We start from the raw sequence: 15,026 nt of genomic DNA, 5'->3' as shown, positions 1-15,026 counted from the left end.
GAATACCTTCCCTGACAGGCCCTTGGCCACCCGCCTGCCGCGCAAGCGACGGCGCAGGGGCCGGGTCACGAACGTGATTCATCTCACACTACGGGCTGCTTTGCTTGCACCCACCGGGCGATTTCAGGACGAAATGGCGGCTTCCGGTCAATAGTGAACATGCGCAGCGCCGCAAGAGCGTCTATATTTCGCTGGTTCCGTTGCGCAGACCACGAGATCGCTAGAAGTCTCGGGCGCGCGCGGAGCTCGAAGGTTCAACATGAAGGAGCAAGGGGGCGGGCCCGCACGGAGCGGTCAGCCACATGCACCGGGAGGACAAGACATGGGCAAAGCGACACAGATCGCGGCCATCTTCGCCTTTGGCGTCGTGGCGACGATAGCAACAGTAGCGGTTCAAGCGGCCGAGGATGCTCCTGCGAGCAGCTTCGTCACGCTCAAGCTCGAAGGCAGCTGCGACGCGCAGAACACGCGGCTATGGCTGGTGAATTCACACACCTTCAAGACCATCGCCACCACCGTGCGCTGGCGTGCGGCCGGCGGCAAGGATCTCAGCGAGCAGTTTTTCCCCGGCCCGAACTCCGTGCGCGAGATCGGCTGTGCTGCCGAGGCCGAGATTCTGGATGCGAAGTTCTCCGACTTCTAAGTCTCAAAGCCCTGCAACGTCGCGAAGTCATCGAGCGCCGCGCGCTCGGTGCGCAGCGAATTGATCGGCGCGCTCTCGTCCATATAACCCAGCGCCATGCCGCTGAAGAGCATCACGTCCGGCGGCAGTCGCAGGAACTCCGCGATCGTCTTGTGCCAGATCGCCCAGGCTTCCTGCGCGCAGGTGTGCAGGCCGCGCTCGCGAGCGAGCAGCATGACGGTCTGCATGAACATGCCCAGATCGGCCCACTGATCCTGGCCCATGCGGCGGTCGATGCAAAAGAACAGCCCCACCGGCGCGCCGAAGAATTCGTAGTTGCGTGTGAACTGCCGGATCCGCGCCAGCTTGTTGTCGCGAGGAATGCCGATTGTCGCGTACAGGTCTTCACCGCACTTGAAGCGACGGGCACGATACGGATCGTGCAGCTCGGGTGGATAGATGTTGTACTCGGTGCCTTCGCCGACCGGCAGCATCGACCGCTTGCTGCGGATCGCCGCGAGGAACTCGGCGAGCGGTTGCCCGGCGAGCACGTGCACTAACCAAGGTTGTAGATTGCCACCCGACGGCGCGCGCTTGGCGGTTTCCAAAATCTCGACCAGGATCTGCTTCTCGACCGGCTTGTCGAGAAAGGCGCGACAGCTGATCCGGCTGGCAACGGCGTTGGTGACATTCATATAGTTGGAGAGACGGATGCTCGATCCCGCTCAAGATAACATCACTCTGCCCGACGGCACGTCGCTGGTGTTTCGAACGTTTTGCCTGACGGATTCGCCCAAGGCGGCGGTGATCATTCCGTCCGCGATGGGCGTGGCTCAGAAGTACTACACCCAGTTCGCGCAATGGCTCGCGCAGCAGGGTTATCACGTGACGACGTTCGACTATCGCGGCATCGGTTTCTCCGCGCCGCGTTCGTTGCGCGGTTACCCGGTGAACATCTTCGATTGGGCGCGACAGGACTGCGCCACCATCATCGACAGGGTGAAGTCCGAGATGCCCGACGTGCCGCTGCACTGGATCGGCCACAGCCTCGCCGGCCAATTGATCGGCCTCGTTCCCAACCGGGATCGCATCGATCGCGTCATCACCGTCGCCGCCGGCACGGGTTATTGGCTCGAGAACACCTGGCGCACCAAGTCCACGGTGTGGTGGCTGTGGTTCATCCTTGTGCCGCTCGCGCTGCGCACCGCTGGTTATTTCCCCGGCAAACGTCTGCGCAAAGTCGGCAACCTGCCGTTTGGAGTGATGCAGCAGTGGCGCCGCTGGTGCCTCAATCGCGAATACGTCGTGGGCGCCGAAGGCGATGACGTTCGCGCCGACTATGCGTCCGTGCGCACGCCGATGCTTTCTCTTTCGTTTACCGACGACGAGATGATGTCGGCGAAGGGGATCAAGTCACTGCACGGCTTGTATGCGAATGCGCCCGTCGAATATCGCCGCATCACCCCTCGCGACATCGGCGCCCGCCACATCGGCCACTTCGGCTTCTTCCGTCCACAGTTCGAACAAACCCTCTGGCCGCTCGTGCCGCAATGGCTGAGCGTGCGTTGAGTTTCAGTCGTCGAGAGGGTGGGGGAAAAAAATAGCGTGCGCGAGGTTCATCACATCGCGCACGCCTGCATCCGAGATGGCTCAGGGGGATAATTGACCATCGTCGTAAGCACGTTGAAACCGAAGAGACTCGCGTCCTGAGACGCTCGGTTTCATAAATGCAGGACGCGTGCCAACTCGCCGCGGCCTGGAAGCGGCGAAAAATAAGGGCCTGCATGCGCGGAGATTTGCTTGGATGCACTCGCGATGTGCATGGGAGCGCAATCATGCGACGGCGTAGTGCGAGATGCGGAAATTGTCATCGAATTGTCAATGAGTTCGCAGATTTGAGCTAGGAGAAAACCTTAGGTTACGGAGTGGTTACGCGGCGTGAGTGGATCAACGGAGTGAGGCGATGATCGGATCGATGACGCGGGCACGAGCGATGAGCGGCGCGAGCTATGGATGGCGCTCGTTCCTATTGGTTACTGCATGCGTGGCTGCCGCAGGGTGTGGCAGATCATCGCAGCTCGAGCCGGTATCGGTGCAAGAGCCACCGGCTGCCTTCATTGCTTCCACGCCGACGGGCGTCGATGCAGACGAACTGAAGCAGCTGCTGCAACAGTGCGACGTGGGCAAAGTCATGCCGATCCTGCGAGACGTGCTGGGTTCGCCGGCGTCAGCCGACCTGTTGATGTTCCTGAGTGACTCCTGGGCCGACGGTGGCGGCGATCCGGCTGTGAATCATTGCATGCAGAAGGAGATCGTCCGCGTATCCGTCGCCAATGCGCTCGCGCAGGCGCAAGCGAATCGGATGTTGGAGGTCCCGCAACTGGAGTCTGTTTTGGATACTCTTCGCGGCTCACTGACGTCGCCGAGCTCGGAGATCGCGCATACCGCGATCATGGGGATCGGCGACTTTCTGACTGAGCGCGATATAGCGAAGCTGAGACAAATCGCGCTCGACGATAAGTGTTGCCACAACAAATCTGCGTATGCGGCGTTGGCACTATCGTGCAACCCGAAAGCCAGTGAGGAACTGGATCGGCTGGCCACGATCGATCAGAAGCGCGCCGACCTGGTTCGCGAGTTTCGTGGGCTCATGCAAGAAGCTCGGACGCTCAAATGCGATTCAGAGTAAGGACTGTGAGGAGTTGTCTCTTCGCAGTGATTGCCGTGCTGTGTGCATGTCAGCCGGACACGCCGCCGCTTCCAATCACGGGAGAGATCGGCTTGCGACACGTGAGCAATTCGGAGAATGAATTTGTGTTTGCGCTGACAAACCAGTCGGCCCGGGCAATCTCGCTGCGAGGTGACCGCACAGAATCCGGGCGCGCTAGTGCATGGGATGGATGGGTGGCGTGTCACGAGGGAACCACCGGGTTATGGACACCCGGTCCCTACACTCTGGTGGATGGCATGCCGGAGATCATCGAGATCGGCTCGGCCAGGCAACTGGAACTGGTTGCAGGCTTTGCTATGCCTGATGAGTTCTTACGGGACTACCGGGCCGGGCGTTGCAAGCTGACGCTGAGGTTGGCAGACGGCTCGCTTGTTACTTCAGAGGAATTTCAACCTTAGCGCCAGCGGGCGATTACAACTTCGCGATCCTCGCCGAGCCATCCGAACGCGTGTAGACGCGGACCTTTTCTCCTTCGTCGAAGTTTTGGTCCGCGGGTTGGATGATGGCGAGAGTTTCGCGGCTGCCGTTCATTTCGACCAGCAGCTCCCAGGCTTTCTTCTGTGTGGCGCTCTTTTCGGCTTGCTTGCCGACAACGGCGCCGGCGACTGCGCCTACCGCGCCGGCAATACCCGAGCCAGAACCGGAGCCTATCGTTCGGCCGATCTCATGGCCGACATAGCCGCCGCCGTACGTGCCGATGACTCCCGATTGACCCTCAATGGTGGCTTCGACTACCTGAACGACGGTGCCCTCGCGCACGGTCCAGCTGCGTTGCGCGTCGTGTCTGGAATACAGGGTGCCGTGTGAGCTGCAGGCAGCGGAAAGCAGTCCGAGGGTCATCATTGACGCTGACCAGAGTGCGCGCATGGGAGTCTCCGCGAAAGGACGTTCGGTGAAACTCTAAAATCCGCACTATGGTGCTCCGCGCTTGCTGAAACCCACCTTAACCGCCTCAGTAGGGCGAGTTCACTCATCGAGGTTGGCGGTAAACCCGATTGGCCGCGTCTTCGGCTCCGGCGTGTGCATGAGTTCGCGAATGTCTTGAGGATGCCGACGATGGCTCGGTCATGTGAGGAAACCTTGCGCTCCAGCTCTGCGAACTTCTCAGCGAGCTGGCGGTTGGAAGCGAGCGGATCGCGCAGCTGCACGAAGGCGCGGACCACGTAGATGCTCATTTCAATTGCCCGTTGGCTGTTTAGGATGGTGGCGGCCATGATGGCGCCATGCTCGGTGAAGGCGTAGGGCGGATAGCGCGGGTCGCGATGCTTTTGGGAACCGGTCGCAATTTGCGACCGGTTCAAGACGTCGACTTCTGGGCGTGAGAGCCGAAACATGAAGTCTTCCGGAAACCGGTCTAGGTTGCGTTTGACCTGCTCGTTGAGCCGCTTGGTTGGCACCTGATAAAGCGCAGCGAGTTCGCTATCGAGAAGCACGCGCTGACCGCGCAGGATGAAGATCGACTGTGCGACGTGCTCGACGGAGATGAGTGCGGCGTTCTTCGTCAGGCCTATTCCTCTAGTGTTGTCTTCCTTACTGGTCACGGCCGGTATTTAAGGTCGCAAATTGCGACCATAAAGTTCTCGCCTCATGCTCAGCGATGTTTGTCTCGGCTCTCTGCCGCCGAACCGATCTCAGCGGCAGAGGCGCTCAAAGGGCTCGTCTGCTAAACGCGGTAAACCGCCGTCTGCTCTCTCACTTGGTACGGGAAGTTGCCTGCATTTCCCTGCGGCTCGTCATTGCCTGGCGTTCCACCGCCGCGCTGGCGAACTGCCTCGATCAGCGGTTTCAGCTTGACGAGATCTAGCTGATCGGCTGAGTCACTGATCCAGCGCTGCGCGGCGTGCGCCACTTCCGCGTGTAGCACTGAGTCGGGGTCGTCCGCGTACTGCAGTACTTCGGACAAGCAGTAGAGCATTCCGCGCACTTCGCGCAGTAGGGTGCGTACGTTTTCAATGGCTTCCTCCAGGGTGCGAGGTGGTGGTGGAGCACCGTCGGGTGGCGGGCCGGAGTCAGAGGTTGCGAGGACGGGTGCCGCGACGGCGTGATCGGGTTGATTGAGACGTCGGCGGGTGATGTTGGAAGTATCATCTTTCTCAGCCATGTCATCTTCCTCTGGTTAGGTGGCTTGGTCAGGCGTTCGGCGGTGTGACAGCACCGTCGAGCGCCGCCTTCATGCATTGAACATTTCTCTCACTAGGAATCGTCGGTGGACCGCTCGAAAATTTCGGGGAGGTTTCGAGCGATGGTTTGATCGTAACTCGATGCGGCGTGGCTGTATATAACAACAGATAGTGTCTTGGCGCAAATTCGAATCTTTTTTGCTGCCGTTGCGCGCGCCCAATACGTGAGGAATGCCGCGCGAGAGTGCGCGCGTGATGTTCCGCGCCGATGCGTCTGCGACTTGCGCCGCGTTCCAAATGGCAGCGCCGTTAAGTCACAACCATTAGCGGCTAGAGTCGCCTTGTCGTCTTCAAGGTGACCTTCGCACCTTCCAGCTCCGCCGACTCCGCCTTCACCGTGACCTTCCCCGCCTGTTCCGCCTTCCCGCGCACGATCACCAACGCCAGTCCATTGAACGCCTCGCGCACGGGCGATTGGAACGGTACGAAGCTGGTTGGATCGCCGTTGTCAGTAGCGACGATTTCGCCGGGGCCCTCGACGGTGAAGCGAATGGAGTTCTTCGCAGTCGGAGCAGGCAGGCCGTTCTGATCAAGTACACGAACGGTGATGAACGACAGATCCTGGCCGTCGGCTTGGATCTTCGAACGATCTGCAGTGAGCTCGAGCTTGGCCGGCGAGGAGGCGGTGCGAACGGAAGCGGTGGCCCATTCCTTGCCGTTCTTGTAACTCACAGCGCGCAGCTCGCCGGGTTCGTACGTCACATAGTCCCAGCGCAGACGATATTCATAGGCCGCGCGCTTCTTCCGGCCTTGTGACTTGCCGTTGACGAACAGCTCCGCCTCATCGCCCGAAGTGATCAAATGCACCGGCGTGACTTCGCCTTCGCGCCCGGGCCAGGTCCAGTGCGGCAGCAGGTGAGCGAGCGGCAGCTCGGGGCGCCACTTCGCTTGATACAAATAGAACCGGTCCTTCTTGAAGCCGGCGAGATCGATGATGCCGGAGTAGGAGCTGCGCGATGAGTAGTACGGCGTCGGCTCGCCGAGATAATCCCAGCCGGTCCAGACGAACTCACCGGCGACATACGGATGTTGATCCTGCGCGGCGAAGGCGCGATCGGCGGAGGAGCCGAAGTCGGCGGCATGCAGTTCGTAAGCGCTGACCTGGCGAGTTTTCGGATCGCCGCCAGATCCTGGCCGCACCGGGCCGCTGATGCTGCCGCTCACAGGGAACTGATATTCGCCGCGGCTGCTGAGTGCTGACGCGCTCTCGCTGCTGAGAATAAGTTTGTCCGGGAAGCGCTCGCGGAACGCAGGAAACTGGCCGGGCAGGCTGCGGATGCCGGCGCCCTGATAGTTGAGGCTGATGACATCGACCGTAGCGGGCAGCGGCATGTCCGGCTTGGCCCAGTTCATCGCGGTGGTGGCGAGGCGCGTCGGATCTTCCTCGCGAACGATGTTCACGAGCGAGGTCGCAATCGCGGCGCCATGCTCGCCCGTGTATTGCTCGCCGACTTCGTTGCCGACGCTCCACATGATGATGGAGGGATGATTGCGATCCCGGCGCAGCATCGAACGCAGATCCTGCTCGTGCCAGTCCGGGAAGATCAGGTGGAAGTCGAGCGGTGTTTTCTTGCGTTCCCATACGTCGAATACTTCATCCATCACCAGGATGCCCATGCGATCGGTCAGCTCGAGCAGCTCCGGCGCTGGCGGGTTGTGGCTCATGCGCAGCGCGTTCGAGCCCATCTCCTGAAGCATTTCCAGCTGACGCTCGGCCGCACGCACGTTGAAAGCTGCGCCAAGCGCGCCGAGGTCGTGGTGATTGTTGACGCCGTTGAGCGGAATGCGCTCGTCGTTCACGAACACGCCATGGGTCGGGTCCAGGCGTAGCGAGCGGATGCCAAAGCGCGTCTCGTATCGATCAATGGCTTTGCCACCGCGCGATACCGTCGTCACAGCGACGTAACGATTCGGCGTTTGCGTCGGTCGCGGTCCCCACAAGCGAGGATTCGCGAGCGTTGCAGAACCTTTCACTTGAGCGCTCGCGCCGGCGGCGACGCGAGCTTTCCCATGATCGATCTTTGCGACGATGCCGCCGCTGCGTTTGCCGCCAACGTCCAGCGCATAAACGTCCGTTGAAACATCGACCGACGCCTCGGTCTGCGAATCGTTGTCGATGGAGACGGCGACATCGATAGTGGCCGACGACTTCGAAACCTGCGGCGTCGTGACCTGAGTGCCCCAATGGCTCACGTGCACGCGATTCGTCTTGGTCAACCAGACATTGCGATACAGGCCGCCGCCGGGATACCAGCGCGCCGAGTGCGGAGGGTTGTCGAGGCGGACGACGAGTTGGTTCGTGCCGCCGAAAGCGACGTGCGAAGTGAGATCGAGACGGAAGGAGTTGTAGCCGTAAGGCCAGCCGCCGACGAGCTTGCCATTGAGCCACACGGTGGCGTAGGACATCGCGCCGTCGATATCCAGAAATACAGAGCGATCTCGATCGCTCGCTGGAATCTCCAGCTTCTGCCGATACCAGCCGATGCCCCAGCTCGGCAGCCGGCCCATGCCGCCATACGGACCTTCGGTAATGAAAGGACCGGTAATTGCCCAGTCATGGGGCAAGGTGACCTTGCGCCAGGTGCTGTCGTCGAAGTTCGCCTGGACATAGGAAACATCGCTGCCGGGATCGCCCGCCGGACGTTGATATCGCTGCGCTGGATCTTTGATGAAAGCGTTGCCCGAGGGCAGGATCCACGGCTTCAGCACCTGCTGTTTGGCGGCTGCAACTTGCGCGGCCTCTTCGGGCTTCGCATCCGCTTGCTTGCCGTCTTCGGTCAGCGTGACCACGGGACGCACGTCGTACATCAGTGGCGTCGTGAGGCCCGCCGGATCGCCCATCTGAAAACGCCAGCCGGAGTTGATGGAAACGCGTTCGCCTGGCGCGATGGTTTGAGCCGAGGCCAGTGCCGGCGCAACCAGTGACAGAGTGAAGACCAGGACGTTGCGCCAGGTCAGCAGCGGACGCAACGCATGGCCCTCGTCGCGGCGAGAGCGGAAAAAATTTCGCATCGATGGAACCCTTCAGCGGCAGTTCGGCGCGCGTGGCGCCGACTCTGGCATTATCTCAGACAAATGTGGGTGCGTCTAAATCGTGCAAAGTACTGCATACTTCGGCGTGTGACCGCGGACGGAATGGGCCCAAGAGGGGAGAGCCGATGATTTTTCGCTGTGCTTTGTTGATCGGGATGTGGTGCCTGCTGTCGGGCGCCGTATCGCTAGCGGACGGGACGGCCCCGAAGCTGGAGTATGGCATCGAGAACAACATCGCCTATTACGACGCCGCGGCGTTGGCGCGTGCCGACGAATATCAGAAACAGCAGAGCAAGCTGGATGTTTATTACCCCAAAGGCGCGAAGGGCTTCACCACGGTCGTGTGGTTTCATGGCGGCGGGCTGACGGGTGGCAGTCGTTACTTTCCCAACTTGAAGGACCAAGGCATCGCACTCGTCGCCGCAAGTTATCGATTCGCGCCGAAGGCTCAACCGCCCGCCTATCTGGAAGACAGCGCCGCTGCGATCGCGTGGGTGCTCAAGAACATCAGCCGCTATGGCGGCGATCCGAGCAAAGTGTTCGTTGCGGGTCACTCCGCCGGTGCTTACCTCGCAACCATGATCGCGATGGACCCGAAGTGGCTCGGTGCGCACCGGCTATCTAACAAATCGCTCGCGGGCGTCATCGCCGTCAGCGGCCAGATGACCACGCATTTCACCGTCAAGAAACAACGCGGTGACACGGCCCCGCAACTGCGCCCGATCATCGACGAATACGCGCCGCTGTATCACGCCGCGAATGAGTTCCCGCCGATCTGCCTGATCGTCGGCGGCCGGGACATCGAGTTCAAGTCGCGCGTGGAGGAGAACGAGCTGATGGCGGTGACCCTGCGCAATCTGGGTCATAAGAAAGTGGAGTTCTACGAAATGGCGGGGCTGGATCACGGCACCGTCGAGCAAGGCGCGATGATCGTCATGCGCGGATTCATACAACGGACACTGCAGGGAAGCGACAAGGAGTAGGTCATGCGCTATGAATGGATTCTCGGCTGCGCGCTGCTCGCAGCTCCGTTGGCACAGGCGAGTGCCCCAGTGCAACCGCAGGGCGAGCCGGTCGTCATCGGACATCGCTATCGGATCGCGTCGAAGGTGCTGGGCGAACAGCGCACCTATATCGTTCATAAGCCAGACGCCTATGACTTCTCCGATCAGCGCTACGGAGTGGTCATCCTGCTCGACGGCGATGGGCACATTCATCATGTCAGCGCAACCGTCGAGCAGTTGGCGAGAAACGGTCGGTCCGAGCCCATGCTCATCGTCGGCATCGAGAACACGGACCGGCAGCGTGACTTCACGCCGCCGTTCGCCGGGACGGAAGGGCGGCCGCCGGGCAACGTGGGTGGCGCCGCCAAGTTTCTGAGCTTCATCGCCGATGAATTGCTGCCCGAGATCGATCGCGCGTATCGCACGCGGCCGACTCGAATCCTGATCGGGCATTCATACGGCGGGCTGTTCGCCGTGTACACGCTGTTCAACCGGCCCGATATCTTCAAGGCGTACATCGCAGTGAGCCCGTCGCTGTGGTGGGACGACCAGGCGCTGGCGAAACAGGCCGACCAGTTCGTGATCGATCACAAGGATCTGCAGACCGCCATCTACATGACGATGGGCAATGAAGGTGGCGCGATGCTCGGTGGCGCGCAGAAGGTCATCGGCTCGCTGGCCAGCTTGCGTCAGACGGGTGCGAACTTTCAGCGCTGGCCGGAAGAGAACCACGGTTCCGTCGTCTTGCGCAGTGTTTACGAAGGGATGGAGTGGCTGAACGAGCTCTACTACACCCACGATCCGGCGCGCGCGTATGAAGAGGGCGGGCTGCAGTACTTCGACAAGCGCTTCGAGCTCATCTCGAAGTATTTGGGGTATGAAGTGAAGGTGCCGGAACACCAGCTCATGCAGGCCCAAGGCTACTTGCAGCACGTCAAACGTCCCCAGGAAGCGCGGCAGGTGCTGCAGCGAGTGCTGGAGCTGTATCCGCACAGTCCAGGCGCGCACTTCGAGCTGGGCAAGGTGTATCTGGCGCTGAACGACCGACCGCAGGGCGAGGCGGAGTTGAAAAAAACATTGGCGCTATACCCAGGACACGAGGGCGCCCGCAAGGAATTGGAGAAGATCGGCGTCGATCCGAAAAGCGTGGTTCCGGAGACGACTGTTTCACCCTCAGGGCTGCGCAGCTACGTTGGCGAGTACAAGTACAGCGATGAAACGTCCGTCGTCACTATGGAGCAGGGCAAGCTGTTCATGAAGGTCGCTAACAACAAGCGCGAGCTGCGTGCGCGTGCCGACGGAAGCTTCTTCGCGATCGAATCGGATCGCGAGTACACCTTCAACAAGAAATCCGGTCGCGTTACATCGCTGACTGTGCAGCTGGTGGACTTTCGTTACGAGAGCCGTAAGGTGAAGTAGCGGCGAGCAGCACGTCGATGGTTGCATCGACGACGCGCGCTCGCCGGTCGCGAGCATATAGTCCGTATTGAACGGTGAGCGGATGGGGAACCCCGGAAGACGCATCGAGAGTCCGCATTGTCTCCGTGCGGATCGAGTCGGGCGGAAGCAGGCCGATGCCGAGTCCGTTCTCGATGGCCGCTTGCAGGCCCATGACACTCTGGCTCGTGAAAGTTACCCGGTGCTCACGCCCGGTCGCCGCAAGCGCCTCAATCATTCTTCGACGCCACAGACAAGGCGCCGCGAACGCGACGAGATCGAGCGGACGCCCGGGCTCCTGCACGTAGTCCATGGCGCTCACCCATTGCAGCTCGACATTCCAGGTCACCAAGGCATCGGCCGCGCCCACGGCAGAAGTCGGCGCGATCACGATGTCCATGGTGTTCTCTTCCCATGTACGGCCAAGTGCTGTGCTGTGCTCGACGACGACGTCCAGTTGAACGTCCGGATGGGTGCGATGTAAGCGACCGAGCGCGGCCGGCAAGGCCGAATTGGCGATCTCTTCGGCGAGCCCGATACGCACACTGCCGCTAACGGCGGTCTCGCGCAGGCGAGCGTAAGCCTCGTCGCTCAATGCGAGGATGCGCGTGGCATAGCCCAGAAAGATCTCTCCTTCGGGCGTGGGAACCACACCGCGGCCGGTGCGCTGAAACAGGTGACGTTCCAACAAGCTCTCCAGCCGCCGCATCTGCATGCTCAATGCGGATTGAGTGCGACCGGTGTGCGCAGCCACCCGGCTCAGACTGCCTTGCTGGCAGACGGCGACGAAGGTGCGCAGCAGGTCGAGGCCGATTTGCTCCGATATCATTTTCGTTGAACTCAGATGTTGCTGTTATCAGCCTACGCGAAGGCTGGGCCCGTCGCTATCTTCCTCTCCCGATTCGAGAGGAAAGACATTCGTGAAAGCGATCAGAGTTCATCGGCATGGCGGTCCGGAAGTGCTCAGTTACGAGGACGTCGCCATTGGTCCGCCCGGACCCGGCGAGATTCGTGTGCGCAACCGCGCGATCGGACTCAACTTTGTCGACGTCTATTTTCGGACCGGCGCATATGCGCCGCCAACTCTGCCGTTCATTCCGGGTAACGAAGCCGCGGGCGAGGTCGTTGCGGTGGGTGAGGGCGTGAGCGAATTCAAGCCGGGCGATCGAGTCGCATATATCGAAACGCTAGGTGCATATGCCGAAGAGCGCAACGTCTCGGCGAATTTCGTCGTGCGCCTGCCTGATGCCATCGACTTCGAGACCGGTGCGGCGATGATGTTGAAGGGGCTGACGGCGCAGTATCTATTGCGGCGGACGTTTCGGGTCGAGCCGGGTCACAAGATTCTCGTGCATGCGGCGGCGGGTGGCGTTGGGCTGATGCTTACTCAGTGGGCAAAGCATCTGGGCGCCACGGTCATCGGCACGGTTGGATCGCCGGAGAAGGCTGAGCTCGTGCGTGCCAACGGCGCAGACTATGTCATCGACTACCGCAAGGAAGATTTCGCGAAGCGAGTGCGAGAGATCACCGACGGCGAGGGCGTCAACGTCGTTTACGACGGCGTGGGTAAAGCGACGTTCCACGGCTCGTTGGATAGCCTGCGACCTCTTGGCTATTTCGTGAGCTATGGCGCGGCATCCGGGGCGATCGAGCCGTTCGACATCATGCTGTTGATGCAGAAGGGCTCGCTGTTCGCCACCTGGCAGCTGCTCTTTACGCATCTGGCGAAGCGTGAGGATGTCGTGGCGATGAGTAAGGAGTTGTTTGCGGTGGTGGCGAGTGGGGCGGTGAAAGTGCCGGTGCACACACGGATGCCGCTGGCCGAGGTGGCGGAAGCACATCGCCGCCTCGAATCGCGGCAGACGACTGGTGCGACAGTGCTGTTGCCGTAGCTACGTTCGCCGCTTGGCATTCTCCAGCGCATCGATCGTCCGCGGCCAATCGTCTTTCAGTAACCGCGACAGCGCCCGATCGGCGAGCAGCTTGCCGCCGGTCTGGCAGCGAGGACAGTAATTGGTTTCGTTCTCGGCATAACGAATGCGCTGGACGGCCGTGCCGCACACTGGGCAAGGTTCACCGAACTTGCCATGCACGGCCATGTCCTTGCGAAACGCGGTGACCTTCTCTGGAAAGCCGCGAGTAGCTTCGGCACGCAAGCGCTCGATCCATTCAGTCAGCACTTCTTGAACGGCGTCGTAGAGCCGGCGCCATTCGTCGTCATCGAGCTGCTTCGTCTGGATCATGGGCGAGAGTCGGGCGCGATGCAGGATCTCGTCCGAGTAGGCGTTGCCGATGCCGCTGAGAATGGTCGGATCGGTGAGGGCCCGTTTGAGCGTGTGATTGCGCTCACTCATGCGTCCGCGAAACACAGCCGGCTCGACACCGAGCACTTCGAGCCCGCCGCGGTCATGTTCTTCGAGCTGCGCTTCGCCGGCGACAACATGCAGCGAGGCGCGGCGTTTCGTGCCCGCTTCCGTCAGGGTCAGCGCGCCGTTGTCGAAATCGAGCTGAAGCAGTGGTCCGCGAATCTTGCCGCGATGACCCGCCTCATACCAATGCAGCCGGCCGGCGATCATCAGATGAATCACCAGCCACACATCGTTATCGAAGCCGATGGCGATGCGTTTGCCGAGGCGGCGCAGCTTGCTGACGGCATGGCCTTCGCAGCTTTGCAGAGGCGGCTCGGCGGTGCGCAGCAGGAACGGATTCTTCAACAGAATCCGCTCCAGCCGATGCCCGACGACGCGGGCCTCGAGCGATTCGATGTAGACGGCGACGTCAGGCAGCTCTGGCATGGATGCCTAACGTCTGCGTCGGTATCAGAGTTCGCGCAAGCCGGTCGTGATCGGCAACTTTGCCGCGCGCAGGCTGGGCAATAGTCCGCCGATGAAACCGAGGATCAGCGCGTAAACCAGTCCTTGAACCAGTAGCTGCGGCGTCACTGTGAACGCGAAGGTCAGCTGGCTGAAAGTCGCGAAGTTCATCGTCGATGCGCGCACGCCGTTGAATGCGACATACGACACGACCATCCCGACCACACCGCCGACCAAGCCAATGAGCAATGCTTCCGCGAGCACTGACGTGATCACGGGAGCCGGCCCGAAGCCCAGTGCGCGCAACGTCGCGATCTCACGCGTGCGGGACGACACGGCCGAGTACATCGTGTTGAGCGCCGCGAAAATCGCGCCCAACCCCATGAGGATCGCAATCGCGCTGCCGATGGTGCTCACCAGCGTCACGAGAATCTTCGACTGCTCGGCGTAGTACTGCTTCTCGCTGAACACACGAACGTTGAGTCGCGGATTGGTCGACAGCTCGTCCTTGAACGCCTGCATGGCGCTCGGGCTGGTGAGCTTCACACGCATTGATTGATACGACGTGCCGCGGTTGTACGCGCCCTGGAGCACAGTAGCGTCAGTCCAGATTTCCGACTCGGCGACGCTGCCGCGATCCTCGAAGATGCCCGTGACCGTCCAGTTCGTGGTTCCCAGGCGCAGTTGGCTGCCGACGGTGAGGCCGGAGAACTGCATGCTCGCGCCCTTGCCGACCACGACTTCGAACTTGCCGGGCGTGAAGTTCACACCTTCGACAATCTTGAAGTTGCTACGCAGCTTCACTGCCTGCGGACCGACGCCGCGCAAAGGAACATTCGCCGCGGTGCCGGTGCTCTTCAGCGGTACATCGACCACGACGTACAGCTCGGGAGAAACGATCGGCCCTTGCTCGTCGCGCGCCGCTTGTTTGGCGTCGGCAATGAGGCGGGTTTGTTCCTGCTGCAGGCCGCTGCCCATTTCGTCGGTCGCGCCATTTCGCAGCACGATGGCGACCTGGTCGGAGCCGGAGATTTCCAGCACCGCTTTGAAGCCTTCGGCGATGGAGAGCACGCCGATGAGCACGGTGACGACGCCGGCGATGCCGATGAGCGCGACGATCGACGACGCTGCACGCTGCGACATGTTGCGCACGTTCATGCTCGTGATCGCGGTGATCTGATCCCAAGAATTGTTCGACATGATGCT

Annotated in this window: 15 protein-coding genes; 7 read left to right on the top strand and 8 right to left on the bottom strand. The window is 61.2% G+C overall.

Annotation, left to right across the window (positions count from 1 at the left end; genetic code table 11):
* Positions 1-322 precede the first annotated feature (322 nt).
* A complete protein-coding gene (locus tag GYH35_RS20225) occupies positions 323-643 on the top strand; it encodes a hypothetical protein (protein WP_161812734.1) in 321 nt (106 codons plus the stop codon).
* Here GYH35_RS20225 and GYH35_RS20220 read toward each other — a convergent pair.
* Complete coding sequence (locus GYH35_RS20220; RefSeq protein WP_161829332.1) at positions 640-1,317, bottom strand: nitroreductase; 678 nt, start codon at positions 1,315-1,317, stop codon at positions 640-642. The two genes, GYH35_RS20225 and GYH35_RS20220, sit on opposite strands and share 4 nt — an antisense overlap.
* Before the next feature lie 16 nt (positions 1,318-1,333).
* Here GYH35_RS20220 and GYH35_RS20215 point away from each other — a divergent pair, with 16 nt between their 5' ends.
* From GYH35_RS20215 to GYH35_RS20205, 3 genes are all read left to right on the top strand, one after another.
* Positions 1,334-2,191, top strand: coding sequence for an alpha/beta hydrolase family protein (locus tag GYH35_RS20215; RefSeq protein WP_161812736.1), 858 nt, complete (start codon positions 1,334-1,336; stop codon positions 2,189-2,191).
* A 394-nt stretch (positions 2,192-2,585) separates the two neighbouring features.
* On the top strand, positions 2,586-3,311 hold the full coding sequence (locus tag GYH35_RS20210) for a hypothetical protein (RefSeq protein ID WP_161829331.1): 726 nt from the start codon (positions 2,586-2,588) through the stop codon (positions 3,309-3,311).
* A gap of 26 nt (positions 3,312-3,337) precedes the next feature.
* On the top strand, positions 3,338-3,751 hold the full coding sequence (locus tag GYH35_RS20205; RefSeq protein WP_161812738.1) for a hypothetical protein: 414 nt from the start codon (positions 3,338-3,340) through the stop codon (positions 3,749-3,751).
* Positions 3,752-3,764: 13 nt separating this feature from the next.
* On the opposite strand, the gene GYH35_RS20200 is transcribed toward GYH35_RS20205, so the two are convergent.
* From GYH35_RS20200 to galB, 4 genes are all read right to left on the bottom strand, one after another.
* Positions 3,765-4,220 carry an outer membrane lipoprotein gene (locus GYH35_RS20200; protein WP_161829330.1) on the bottom strand — a complete coding sequence of 152 codons (456 nt, stop codon included), beginning with the start codon at positions 4,218-4,220 and terminating at the stop codon, positions 3,765-3,767.
* Positions 4,193-4,894: an ORF6N domain-containing protein gene (locus tag GYH35_RS20195; RefSeq protein ID WP_202624443.1), complete on the bottom strand. Its 702-nt coding sequence runs from the start codon at positions 4,892-4,894 to the stop codon at positions 4,193-4,195. The genes GYH35_RS20200 and GYH35_RS20195 overlap by 28 nt, the downstream gene beginning before the upstream one ends.
* Before the next feature lie 122 nt (positions 4,895-5,016).
* Positions 5,017-5,454, bottom strand: coding sequence for a hypothetical protein (locus tag GYH35_RS20190; protein WP_161829329.1), 438 nt, complete (start codon positions 5,452-5,454; stop codon positions 5,017-5,019).
* 349 nt (positions 5,455-5,803) lie between these two features.
* The gene (gene galB, locus GYH35_RS20185; RefSeq protein WP_202624442.1) at positions 5,804-8,545 is read right to left on the bottom strand and encodes a beta-galactosidase GalB; all 2,742 of its coding nucleotides are present in this window, start codon (positions 8,543-8,545) and stop codon (positions 5,804-5,806) included.
* A 146-nt stretch (positions 8,546-8,691) separates the two neighbouring features.
* On the opposite strand from galB, the gene GYH35_RS20180 reads away from it, so the two are divergent.
* Both GYH35_RS20180 and GYH35_RS20175 read left to right on the top strand, forming a co-directional pair.
* On the top strand, positions 8,692-9,549 hold the full coding sequence (locus tag GYH35_RS20180) for an alpha/beta hydrolase (RefSeq protein ID WP_161829328.1): 858 nt from the start codon (positions 8,692-8,694) through the stop codon (positions 9,547-9,549).
* 3 nt (positions 9,550-9,552) lie between these two features.
* A complete protein-coding gene (locus GYH35_RS20175) occupies positions 9,553-10,989 on the top strand; it encodes an alpha/beta hydrolase-fold protein (RefSeq protein ID WP_161829327.1) in 1,437 nt (478 codons plus the stop codon).
* On the opposite strand, the gene GYH35_RS20170 is transcribed toward GYH35_RS20175, so the two are convergent.
* Positions 10,931-11,836 carry a LysR substrate-binding domain-containing protein gene (locus GYH35_RS20170; protein WP_161829326.1) on the bottom strand — a complete coding sequence of 302 codons (906 nt, stop codon included), beginning with the start codon at positions 11,834-11,836 and terminating at the stop codon, positions 10,931-10,933. The genes GYH35_RS20175 and GYH35_RS20170 overlap by 59 nt on opposite strands.
* Before the next feature lie 91 nt (positions 11,837-11,927).
* Between GYH35_RS20170 and GYH35_RS20165 the strand changes: the two genes are divergently transcribed.
* Entirely contained in the window at positions 11,928-12,899 is a 972-nt protein-coding gene (locus GYH35_RS20165) for a quinone oxidoreductase family protein (protein ID WP_161829325.1), read from the top strand.
* Here the strand turns inward: GYH35_RS20165 and GYH35_RS20160 are convergent, their stop codons facing one another.
* Together GYH35_RS20160 and GYH35_RS20155 are read right to left on the bottom strand one after the other, a co-directional pair.
* Entirely contained in the window at positions 12,900-13,802 is a 903-nt protein-coding gene (locus tag GYH35_RS20160) for an Fpg/Nei family DNA glycosylase (protein ID WP_161829324.1), read from the bottom strand.
* Between the two features lie 24 nt (positions 13,803-13,826).
* Entirely contained in the window at positions 13,827-15,020 is a 1,194-nt protein-coding gene (locus GYH35_RS20155) for an ABC transporter permease (protein ID WP_161812746.1), read from the bottom strand.
* Positions 15,021-15,026 lie beyond the last annotated feature (6 nt).

It is taken from the genome of Steroidobacter agaridevorans (assembly GCF_009932555.1).
Taxonomy (GTDB): Bacteria; Pseudomonadota; Gammaproteobacteria; order Steroidobacterales; family Steroidobacteraceae; genus Steroidobacter; species Steroidobacter agaridevorans.
Note: the sequence above shows the minus strand (reverse complement) of the source record. Positions and strands in the feature narration are given on the sequence as shown.